10 protein-coding genes and 1 pseudogene are annotated in these 10,216 nt (G+C 65.5%); 6 read left to right on the top strand and 5 right to left on the bottom strand.

What is annotated here, in order from left to right:
* The 6 genes from ACLHHB_RS04495 to ACLHHB_RS04470 all read left to right on the top strand — a co-directional run.
* On the top strand, positions 1–840 hold an 840-nt coding region (locus ACLHHB_RS04495; protein WP_410217091.1), incomplete at its 5' end, for a Bug family tripartite tricarboxylate transporter substrate binding protein.
* Positions 837–1,280, top strand: coding sequence for a tripartite tricarboxylate transporter TctB family protein (locus tag ACLHHB_RS04490; protein ID WP_410217090.1), 444 nt, complete (start codon positions 837–839; stop codon positions 1,278–1,280). The genes ACLHHB_RS04495 and ACLHHB_RS04490, both read left to right, overlap by 4 nt.
* A gap of 4 nt (positions 1,281–1,284) precedes the next feature.
* Entirely contained in the window at positions 1,285–2,811 is a 1,527-nt protein-coding gene (locus ACLHHB_RS04485; protein ID WP_410217089.1) for a tripartite tricarboxylate transporter permease, read from the top strand.
* Positions 2,812–2,813: 2 nt separating this feature from the next.
* The gene (locus tag ACLHHB_RS04480) at positions 2,814–4,175 is read left to right on the top strand and encodes an acyclic terpene utilization AtuA family protein (RefSeq protein WP_410217088.1); all 1,362 of its coding nucleotides are present in this window, start codon (positions 2,814–2,816) and stop codon (positions 4,173–4,175) included.
* A complete protein-coding gene (locus ACLHHB_RS04475; RefSeq protein ID WP_410217087.1) occupies positions 4,172–4,486 on the top strand; it encodes a DUF4387 family protein in 315 nt (104 codons plus the stop codon). Before ACLHHB_RS04480 ends, ACLHHB_RS04475 begins: the two co-directional genes overlap by 4 nt.
* Complete coding sequence (locus ACLHHB_RS04470; protein WP_410217086.1) at positions 4,483–5,502, top strand: AbrB family transcriptional regulator; 1,020 nt, start codon at positions 4,483–4,485, stop codon at positions 5,500–5,502. The genes ACLHHB_RS04475 and ACLHHB_RS04470 overlap by 4 nt, the downstream gene beginning before the upstream one ends.
* On the opposite strand, the gene ACLHHB_RS04465 is transcribed toward ACLHHB_RS04470, so the two are convergent.
* The 5 genes and pseudogenes from ACLHHB_RS04465 to ACLHHB_RS04445 form a co-directional block, all read right to left on the bottom strand.
* Positions 5,503–6,207 carry an ectoine utilization protein EutA gene (locus ACLHHB_RS04465; RefSeq protein ID WP_410217085.1) on the bottom strand — a complete coding sequence of 235 codons (705 nt, stop codon included), beginning with the start codon at positions 6,205–6,207 and terminating at the stop codon, positions 5,503–5,505.
* Positions 6,208–6,210: 3 nt separating this feature from the next.
* The gene (locus ACLHHB_RS04460) at positions 6,211–7,497 is read right to left on the bottom strand and encodes a TRAP transporter large permease (protein ID WP_410217084.1); all 1,287 of its coding nucleotides are present in this window, start codon (positions 7,495–7,497) and stop codon (positions 6,211–6,213) included.
* Complete coding sequence (locus ACLHHB_RS04455; protein ID WP_410217083.1) at positions 7,494–8,147, bottom strand: TRAP transporter small permease; 654 nt, start codon at positions 8,145–8,147, stop codon at positions 7,494–7,496. Before ACLHHB_RS04455 ends, ACLHHB_RS04460 begins: the two co-directional genes overlap by 4 nt.
* Before the next feature lie 73 nt (positions 8,148–8,220).
* Positions 8,221–9,228, bottom strand: coding sequence for a TRAP transporter substrate-binding protein DctP (dctP, locus tag ACLHHB_RS04450; protein ID WP_410217082.1), 1,008 nt, complete (start codon positions 9,226–9,228; stop codon positions 8,221–8,223).
* 187 nt (positions 9,229–9,415) lie between these two features.
* A pseudogene (locus tag ACLHHB_RS04445) lies at positions 9,416–10,216 on the bottom strand (PLP-dependent aminotransferase family protein); the annotation flags it as partial.

The following is a 10,216-nucleotide window of genomic DNA, read 5'->3' as shown; positions in this document are numbered from 1 at the left end:
CAGATCGGCCGGATCATGACCGAACTGGGGTTGGTGCCGAACATGGTGCAGGTGACGAACCTGGCCGGTGCCGGCGGCGGCGTCGCCTATACGCAGGTCGTCAGCAAGCGCGGCAGCGATCCGGAAGTCTTTGTCGCGGCCTCGTCCTCGACCACCACGCGTCTGGCCCAGAACGCCTTTGCAGGCGCCACGGCCGACCAGGTGCGCTGGGTCGGCTCGATCGCGGGCGATCCCGGCGTCATCGTCGTGGCGCAGGACAGCCCGTACCAGAACCTGACCGACCTGGTCGAGGCGGTGAAGGCCGATCCGACGTCCGTGGCATTCGCGGGCGGTTCGGCCGTGGGGGGTTACGACCACCTCAAGGTATTGATGATGCTGGACGCCGTGGGCGTCGAGGATCTGCGCCAGATCAAGTATATCGGTCTGGACGGAGGCGCCGACGCCATCACGCAGACGGTGGGCGGTTTCGCCCAGGCCATGACGGGTGATCTGTCCGAGATCACCGGCTTCATCAAGTCGGGCGACGTGCGCCCCATCGCGGTGCTGTCGGAAGAACGCGTGTCGGGCTTTGACGACGTGCCGACCGCCAAGGAACAGGGCGTGGACAGCGTGTCCATGAATTGGCGCGGCGTTTATGTCCCCAAGGACATCAGCGACGAGGAATACCAGAAATGGGTCGACATGATCCGCCAGGTCGGTGAATCCGAGCAATGGCAGGCGGTCATGGCCGAGAACGGCCTCGAATCCTATGCCATCTTCGGCGACGACTTCGAGACCTTCGTGGCCGAGCAGATCGCCGATGTGCAGGCCATCTCGCGCGAAATCGGGCTTGTTCAATGATCAAGGGTGATCGCGTCTTCGGAGCGTTCATGCTGGTCGTGGCGCTGGGGTATATCCTCAGCGCCCGCGGCATCGAGACCAGCTTCATGTCCGATCCGGTCGGGCCGCGACTGTTCCCCTACATGGTCGCGACAGTGGTCATCCTGTGTTCGCTGGTGATGATCCTGCGCCCCGATCCCGACGAGGAATGGCCCGCCGGACCGATGCTGCTGCAACTGGGCATCGCGCTGGTGGCGCTGCTGGTCTATGCCGAGGCGATCTCTCCGCTGGGTTTCCTGATCCCGACAACGATCGTGGCCGGCATCCTCAGCTGGCAGATCGGCGGCAATCCGGTCCGCTCGGCCCTGACGGGCCTGGGGCTGGCCGTGGGCCTTTTCGTCCTTTTCCGCGTCATCCTGGGTCTGAGCCTTCGCGGCCTGCCCACCGGCATGGGGTTCTGATCCGATGGAAACACTTGCCAACCTGGCGATGGGCTTTTCCCTCGCCCTGACGCCCTATACGCTGATCCTGGCCATCATCGGCTGCTTTGTCGGTACGATCATCGGCGCGCTGCCGGGCCTCGGGCCGTCGAACGGCGTGGCGCTGCTGATCCCGATCTCGTTCTCGATGGGCCTGGACGCGATCTCGGCACTGGTGCTGCTGACCTCGGTCTATTACGGGGCCATGTATGGCGGCCGCATCAGCTCGATCCTTTTGAACATCCCGGGTGACGAGCCTGCAATGATGACCACGCTGGACGGCTATCCCATGGCCCGCCAGGGCAAGGCCGCCGAGGCGCTGGTCGTGTCGGGCGTGGCGTCCTTCGTCGGCGCGTTGCTGGCCACGATCGGCCTGATGATCTTTGCGCCCTATCTGGCGCGCGTCGCGTACAAGTTCGGCCCTGCCGAATACTTCGCGCTCTACATGCTGGCCTTCTGCACGCTGGGCGGCATCGGCTCGAACAACCAGGCCAAGGCGGCGATGGCCGCGGCGATCGGCCTGGGCATCGCGATGATCGGCATGGACAAGACCACCGGCATGCCGCGCTTCACCTTTGGTGAACTGCACCTGATGGACGGCGTCGACTTCCTTGTGGCCATCGTTGGCCTGTTCGCGGTGGCCGAGGTGTTCTTCTTCATCGAAAGCCATGGCAAGGACAGCGCCATCGGCGTCAAGCTGGGCAAGATCCTGGTGCCGTGGAAGATGCTGCGCCAAACCTCGGGCGCCATGCTGCGCGGCACGGGCATCGGCTTTGTCGCGGGCGTCCTGCCGGGCGCGGGTGCGTCTTTGGGATCGTTCCTGGCCTATATGGCCGAAAAGTCGATCGCCAAGGACAAGTCGACCTTTGGCAAGGGCAACCCCAAGGGCGTCGCCGCCCCCGAGGCCGGCAACAACGCCGCCGCCGGCGGTGCGCTGGTGCCGATGCTGACGCTGGGTGTGCCGGGATCGGGCACCACGGCCGTGCTGCTGGCGCTGCTGCTGACGCTGAACATCACGCCGGGGCCGCTGCTGTTCGCCGAACGCCCCGAGGTCGTGTGGTCGCTGATCGCGTCCCTTCTGGTGGCCAACGTCGTGCTGCTTCTGATGAACGTCCCGATGGTCAAGGTCTTCGTCAAGATCCTGTCGGTGCCCGCCTGGGTGCTGCTGCCGGGCGTCACGATGATCGCCTTCGTGGGGATCTACTCGCTGACCGGCTCCAGCTTCGACATGCTGATGATGGTGGGCTTCGGCGTTCTGGGCTATGTCATGCGCAAGCTGGGCATCCCGACCGTTCCCGTCATCCTGGGCATCCTTTTGGGCAACGCGATGGAGGACAACCTGCGCCGTGCCATGGTGCTGTCGAACGGCGACTTCTGGTATCTGCTGTCCTCGCCCATCGCGGTGGGGTTGTGGATCGCGGCGATCCTTGGTTTTGTCGCGCCGATCTTCCTGCGGCGCCTGCTGAAGAAGCCGCCGGTTCCCGCGACCGACCATACCCTGAACGAGGACTGATGATGACGACACGTGTTCTGGTACCTTCCGGCGTCCTGGGCCTTGGCTTTGACCGAAAGGCGCTGGACCGCGGCGTCGCGATGTCCCCCGACATCATCTGCATCGACGGAGGGTCCACCGACAGTGGGCCCTTCAGCCTTGGCGCGGGCCAGTCGAAATATTCCCGCGCCGCCACCAAGTCCGAATGGCGCGCGCTGATGCAGGCCCGCGCGCAGGCAGGGGTGCCCCTGGTCATCGGCACGGCCGGCACCTGCGGCACCGACAGCACCGTGGACTGGATGTATGACATCACGGTCGAACTGGCGCGCGAACTGGGCCAGGAACTGCGCATCGCGCGCCTGTATTCCAGCCAGCCCATGGCCCACGTGGCGGATGCACTGGCTGCGGGCCGCGTCACGCCCCTGCCCCCGGCGCCGGAGGTCCGGCTGGACGACCTGACCAACATCGTGGCCCTGGCAGGGGCCGAACAGATCCAGGTCGCCCTGGCCACCGGCGCCGATATCATCATTGCGGGCCGCACCACCGACACGGCCACCATCGCCGCCCTGCCCCTGTCCCGCGGCGATGCCGCGGGGGGCGTCTGGCACGGCGCCAAGATCGCGGAATGCGGAGCCTTGTGTTCGACGAACCCGACCTCGGGCGTGATCATGGTCGATTTCGACGACACCGGCTTCACGGTCGAGCCGCTGGCGGCTGGCGTGCGCTGCACGCCCCACTCGGTTTCAGCGCACATGCTGTACGAGAATTCGGACCCGTTCCGCCTGTTCGAGCCCGGCGGTTATCTGGACGTGACCGGCGCCCATTACACCGCGCTGGACGACCGCCGCGTGCGGGTCGAAGGCTCAAGCTGGGTTCCCGGCCCTTACACGGTCAAGCTGGAGGGTGCGCGCATCGCCGGTTACCAGACAACCATCCTGGCGATCCTTCGGGACGCCCATTACGCGCGGAACGCCCAGAAATGGGTGGACCGCCTGACAGGCTTTCTGCAGTCCGAGATCCGGACCCGCATGGACCTGTCGCCCGAGGAGTACGGGCTGGAGTTCCGCCTGATCGGCGTCAACGGCGCACTGGGCACCTTGGAGAACCGCACGGGCGATCCGGTCGAGGTGGGCGTCCTTGGCCTCATCACCGCCCGCAGCCAGGCCGAAGCGGCCGAGATCGGCAAGCTGATCAATCCCTTCGTCCTCCATTATCCGCTGACGGATGACGAGGAACTGCCGACCTTTGCCTTTCCCTATTCCCCCGCCACCACCGATCGCGGCGCGCTTTATGAATTCGCGCTGAACCATGTGATGGCGCTGGACGACCCCATGTCGGCCTTTCGCATCGAAGTGACCGAAATCCGCGCGGAGGTGCCGGCATGACCACCCTGTCCACGTCCCGCATCGGTGATCTGGTGCTGAAGGTCCGGTCCAAGAACGCCGGTCCCTTCTGGGTGACCATCGATGTCTTTTGCGACCGGCGCGACGTCTTCGACCATCTGGTGTCCGATCTTTCGACCGAACGGGTCGCGGCACTCTACAAGGTGGCGCCCGACCAGTTGAAGCGTTTCGACATCCCGGACCTGCGGGTGATCAAGTTCAGCCTGCCGCGCCCGGTGGTGCAGGGCTCGGCCTCGGATCGCGACATGCACGGGGCCCAGTATGCGGCGCTGCTGGAAGAACTGACGCTTTGACCAGGGCACGGTTGACGACCTTCGGCGCTGCGCTGATCGGGGCTGCGATTTTCCTGGTTCTGGGCCTGCCCCTCCCTTGGCTGCTGGGTCCGATGATGGCGTGCCTGATTGTGGCGCTTTCGGGTGCGCGGATGCAGGGCGCGGGGCAGCTGGGCGTCTTCATGCGGACCTTTCTGGGGGTTGCGGTCGGGGCCTCGATCACGCCGCAGGTGCTGGCCGGCCTGCCCGAGATCGCAGCCTCGCTGGCGATCGTGCCGGTCTTCATCGGGGTGATCGCGCTGATCGGCTATCCGCTGTTCCGCCGCGTCTTCGGTTTCGACCACCCCACGGCCTGGTACGCGGCGATGCCCGGCGGCCTTCAGGACATGCTGGTCTTTGGCGAGGAAGCGGGCGGCGACATCCGCGCGCTGTCTCTGATCCATGCCACGCGCATCCTGGTCATCGTGACGGTCGCGCCGCTGATCATGACGCTCTATTGGCAGGTGGACCTGTCCCAGCCTCCCGGTGCGCCCATGACATCCATCCCGTGGCAGCAGATTGCGCTGATCGTGGCCGCCGGTTTCGGGGGCTGGAAGATCGCCGAGCGCGTGGGCCTGTTCGGCGCCTCGATCCTGGGGCCGATGATCCTGACGGCAGGGCTGTCGCTGGCGGGCATCATCCAGACCCGCCCCCCGGCCGAGATCATCCAGGCCGCGCAGTTCTTCATCGGCATCGCGGTGGGTGCGAAATATGCGGGCATCACCGCACGGGAACTGCGCATCGACGTGACGGCGGGCCTGGTTTATTCGCTGATCCTGGCGGTCATCAGCCTGATCTTCCTCGAGCTGATCTACATGCTGGGCCTTGCGCCCGCGCTGGATGCCTTTCTGGCCTTTCTTCCCGGCGGGCAGGCCGAGATGGTGGTGATCGCCATCATCGCGGGGGCGGACCTGGCCTATGTGGTCAGCCACCATATCCTGCGCATCGTGATCGTCATCCTGCTGGCGCCCATCGTGGCGCGGCTGATGTCGCGCTGATCACCGCGTCCGGGCGCGGAACAATGCCCCCGGACCCGCCGCAGGCAGACCTGCCCTGTCCAGCATCGCCCAGAACAGCGCCTGGTTCGAGGTGATCACGGGCTTGTTCAGCCGTGCCTCAAGCGCTTCGATCAGCGACAGGGCGGGCAGCGCGGTGCAGGACATGAACAGCGCCTGCGCCCGGGGATCGTCGCTGGCCTCGGCCATGGCGACGATCTCGGGCGCGGGCAGCAGGGCCATGTCGCGGTCGTCGGCATCGCCCATGCTGCTGCGGCGCAGGACCTCGATGCCGTTGTCGCGGAAATGGTCGCCCACCAGATCGGTCGTCGCCTCCAGATAAGGGGTCATCAGCGCGATGCGCGTGATGCCCAGGGCGCGGAACCCGCGCAACGCGGCACCGGTGGGCGTGACGATGGGCGCCGGATGATCCGTCAGCCCGTCGATCCCGTCCTCCAGCACTGCCGAGGCCGAGGTGCAGCCAAAGCCGATCGACCGCAATTCGACCCCCGGCACCAGCAGGCCGGCCGCCGCCCGCAGGCGCGGGCCGGTGTTGCGCAGGTTGTCCCGCGTGGTCGGGTTGTCAAAGGCGATGCGGATGACATGCAACCGCGTGTCGGCCGGCATCAGCCGCGCCGCATCGTTCTCGATCGTCAGGTCGGTCGCCAGGGCGATCAGGCCAAAGCGGTGCAGGTCGTCGCGGCGCATGCGTCACCCGGCCATGGCCAGATCGCGCAGGAACAGGGCGATCTGCGGGAAAAAGATCAGCGCGACCGATACCGCCAGCAGGATCGCGATGAACGGCGGCGTTCCGCGGATCACCTCCCAGTAGGGGCGCTTGAAGACCGCGATGGCGGTGAAGATGTCGCACCCAAAGGGCGGGGTCGCACTGCCGATCGCCACCTGCAGCGTGATCAGCGTGCCGACCAGCACGGGGTCCAGCCCCGTTGCCTGCACGACCGGCGCAAAGATCGGCACGAGGATCAGGATCACGACGATGGGATCCACGAACATGCAGCCGATGAAGAAGGCCACGGCGATGGTGAAGAGGACGCCATAGGGCCCCATCTCGTCGATGCCGATGCCGCCCAGGATGGCCTGCGGGATCTGGGCAAAGCTGATGATATAGCTGAAGGCCGTGCCCGCCCCCACCAGGATGAACACGACGGCCGTGATCAGCCCCGTGGATTTCGCGGTGGCGAAAAGCTGTTTCAGGCTCAGGTCGCGAAAGATGATCAGTTCCAGCAGCAGCGCATAAAGCACGCAGGCCGCCGCCGCCTCGGTCGGTGAAAAGACGCCGCCATAGATGCCACCGATGATGATGACCGGAAAGCCCAGGGGCCACAGCGCCCGCCGGATCGCGCGGCCGCGCTCGGACCAGGTGGCGGCAGGTTCGGTGGGCACGTCATGCCGCACCGCGTAAAGATAGGCATAGACCGAGAACAGCGTCAGGATCAGCAGCCCCGGCCCGATGCCCGCCAGGAACAGTTCGGAAATCGAGGTGCCGGACACGACGCCATAGATGATCATCCCGATCGAGGGCGGGATCAGGAAGGCGATGTCGGAAGCGTTGATGATCAGCGCCAGCGTGAAGTTGTCGCTGTAGCCCGCCTTCAGCAGGCGCGGCCGCAAGGGTCCGCCCACGGCCACCACGGTCGCCTGGGTCGATCCCGACACCGCACCGAACATGGTGCAGGCCCCCGCGGCCGAAATGGCCAGTCCGCCTTTCAGATGCCCCAGAAAGGCCATCACCAAGTCGATCAGGCGGCCGGCCGATTGCCCCCGCGTCATCAGGTCTGCGGCAAAGATGAACATCGGCACTGCGATCAGGCTGGCGGGCTGGATGCCCGCGATCACCTGCTGGACCAGCGTTTCCATCTGGCCAAGCCCGCCGAAGATGCCGACAAAGCCGACCATGGCGCCCACGATCAGCGGCACCATCATCGGAAATCCGATCAGCAGCAGGACGATCATCGTCCCCACGATTGCCGCGGTCATGTGCAGTCCTCTTCCTGATCGGACATGTCATACCCGTCCTGCATGGTGGTCGACAGCCAGATGCCCGGTTGGGTCAGGTTCTTCAGCGTCGTCAGGGCGTATTGCAGGCCGGTCAGGAAAAATCCCGCCGGCATCCATATGACGATCCACCATTGCGGGATCTGCAGCGCCGGCAGCACACGCCCGCGCCCCGCCTGCGTGGTCACATAGCCAAAGGAATACCAGGCCAGCATCAGCAGCAGCGCCGCCGTCAACGCCGAGATCACGATCATCCCCACCTTGCGCGGGCCATAAGGCAGCATGTCGAAAAAGGCCGTCATGCGGATATGTCGTCCGTGCCGTGCGGCATAGGAAATGCCCGCGAATGTCACCAGGATGATCAGCGCCCGGTTCACCTCGCCCGAAAAATAGAGCGATTGGCCAAAGACGAAGCGCCCGATCACGTTGGCGATGGTGTTTGCGGCCATTCCCAGCACGCCAAGCGCCAGGAACAGCGCCTCCAACCGCGCGATCATGCTGTCCAGAAGGCCCAGGGGACCGGGGAGGTCCGAGCGATAGCCGGCATCGTCGATGTCGTCGTTGACCACGGGCACTTCGGCCGCCGCCATGATATCGGCGTCCGGCCGGGTTGTCGTTTTCCGTGAGGTCATGCCACCTGTCCTGAGGGGGTTCCTTCGGGAAACCGGACCGCGCCGGACCGGTTTCCACCAGACTGCGGCGGGATCAGCCTTCTGCCGCCTCGAGGTCCGCCTTCATCTGGTCCAGCACCTCCTGCGCGCGGGGACCGCCGATTTCAAGAAAGGTCGCCTCGACCTCGGCCGCGGTGTCGCGGAAGGGGGCGCGCTGCTCCTGGGTCAGGGTGATGATGGTCATCGACGGCTTGGCCTCGGCGATCTTTTCCAGCGACGCCTCGGTCAGGCCCTGCTGGTATTCGAGGATATGATCGAAGGCCGCGTCGGCGGCATTGCGGATCACGTCCTGATCCTCGGTGGCCAGTCCGTCGAAGAACTGCTGGTTGGCCATCAGCGCGGTCGTGAAGTTGTTGTGGCCAAGGCGGGTGATGTGGTCGGTGACCTCGTACATCCGGGTCGATTCGATAAAGAATGCGGGGTTTTCCTGGCCGTCGATGATGCCGGTCTGCAGACCGCCATAGACCTCTCCCCAGGGCAGCGGCGTGGGGGTGGCGCCAAAGGCCTGATAGCTTTCGACCAGCAACGGGTTGGTCATCACGCGGACCTTCACGTCGCTCAGGTCATCGGGCGCCTCGACGGCCGAACGGGTGGTCAGCATGACCTCACCCTCGGGATACATCTTCAGGAGTTCCAGACCCTGCTGGGCGTAAAGTTCGGGGAAGATGCTGTTGATCGTTTCGGATTGGCGGAAGAACGCGAACAGTTGCTGGTCATCCTCGGGCAGCAGATAGGGCACGAAGAAGACCTGCGCTTCGGGGATCAGCGAGCCGGTGAAGCCCGGCGACTGGTTCACGAACTGCAGGATGCCGGACTGCGTTTGCTCCAGAATGTTATCGCTTTCACCAAGCGTGCCAAAGGGAAACAGCTGGACCTCGTGGTCGGAATTGGCCTCGACCTCTTCCTTGAACTTCTGGGCGAAGACGCCCTGCACCTCGTCCAGCGCCTCTTCGAAGGCATAGCGCCAAGTGTCGGCAATCGCGCCGCTGGTGCCAAGGACAAGGGCTGCCAGGCTGGCGGTGGTCAGGGTCTTGAGGGTCATGATGTCTCCTTCGAAGGGTCGCGCGGCAGCGCGGCCGCCCTTCTGGGGTTGTGGGACGGGCATCGGGCCGGTCCCGGTCTGCCCGATGACGGGCCATTCGGAATGCAATTCAATTTACGGGTCAAATCATGACAATTTCAGCAGCAGGAGTCAAACCGATCACCGAAGAAAGTCGCTGAAGACGGCATCAGGCCGGTGGCAGAATGGCCGACAGGACCCGCAGCGCCTGTTCCAGGTCCCGTATCTCGGCACCACCGATCGCGATGCGCAATGCGGGTCCCGACGGCAGAACGGCAAAGCCTGCCCCCGGTGCCAAGGCCACTTGATGGGACAGGGCGCGCGACAGAAGGTCGCCTTCGTCGCTGCCCGGGGGCAAGGGCAGCCAGCGGTGAAGGCCATGCGGAAAGCCCCGTGCCTGCGGCCCCAGGATGCGCAGGGCCATGCGGTTGCGCGATGCCAGTTCGGTCCGTTGCGCGGCCAGAAGGGCGTCTGCCGTACCGCCCGTGATCCAGTCCTGCGCGATCTCGGCCATTAGGGGCGTCGCCATCCAAGCCATCGAAAGGTGCCGGTTCAGCGTTTCCTCCGCCATGGCTTCGGGCATGGCCAGAAAGCCCAGGCGCAACCCCGGCGACAGGCATTTCGAAAGACCGGTCATGTAGAAGCTGCGATCCGGGGCAAAGCCGGACAAGGCGGGCGGGCGGCGCGGCGACATGGGTCCGGTGGGATCGCTTTCCAGGATCATCAACCCCGCCCTGGCGGCGGCATGGGCCAGCGCCTCGCGCCGGTCGCGATCCATGATCTGCGCCAAGGGCCCGCCTCCGGAGGGCAGCAGGAACACCGCCTTCATCCGGCCGCCCGAGGCGCGGGCCGCATCGACCAGCGCGTCGGGATCCATGCCCCGCGCGTCCCCCGCGATCCCCTGCAGGTGCAGATGCAGGTGCTGCGCCGCAGGCTTCAACATGTGACAGGTCAGCGCCTCCGTGGCGAT

Origin of the sequence: Paracoccus sp. (in: a-proteobacteria), assembly GCF_046462195.1 — a bacterium.
In the GTDB taxonomy this organism is placed as follows: domain Bacteria; phylum Pseudomonadota; class Alphaproteobacteria; order Rhodobacterales; family Rhodobacteraceae; genus Paracoccus.
This window is presented reverse-complemented; position numbering and strand designations above follow the sequence as displayed.

What these genes read in the sequence shown, in the direction of transcription:
- ACLHHB_RS04480 (WP_410217088.1), top strand. Translation starts at nt 2,814, where the DNA reads ATGACGACACGTGTTCTGGTACCTTCCGGCGTCCTGGGCCTTGGCTTT.
- ACLHHB_RS04460 (WP_410217084.1), bottom strand. Translation starts at nt 7,497, where the DNA reads ATGACCGCGGCAATCGTGGGGACGATGATCGTCCTGCTGCTGATCGGA.
- ACLHHB_RS04465 (WP_410217085.1), bottom strand. Translation starts at nt 6,207, where the DNA reads ATGCGCCGCGACGACCTGCACCGCTTTGGCCTGATCGCCCTGGCGACC.
- dctP (WP_410217082.1), bottom strand. Translation starts at nt 9,228, where the DNA reads ATGACCCTCAAGACCCTGACCACCGCCAGCCTGGCAGCCCTTGTCCTT.
- ACLHHB_RS04485 (WP_410217089.1), top strand. Translation starts at nt 1,285, where the DNA reads ATGGAAACACTTGCCAACCTGGCGATGGGCTTTTCCCTCGCCCTGACG.
- ACLHHB_RS04455 (WP_410217083.1), bottom strand. Translation starts at nt 8,147, where the DNA reads ATGACCTCACGGAAAACGACAACCCGGCCGGACGCCGATATCATGGCG.
- ACLHHB_RS04475 (WP_410217087.1), top strand. Translation starts at nt 4,172, where the DNA reads ATGACCACCCTGTCCACGTCCCGCATCGGTGATCTGGTGCTGAAGGTC.
- ACLHHB_RS04490 (WP_410217090.1), top strand. Translation starts at nt 837, where the DNA reads ATGATCAAGGGTGATCGCGTCTTCGGAGCGTTCATGCTGGTCGTGGCG.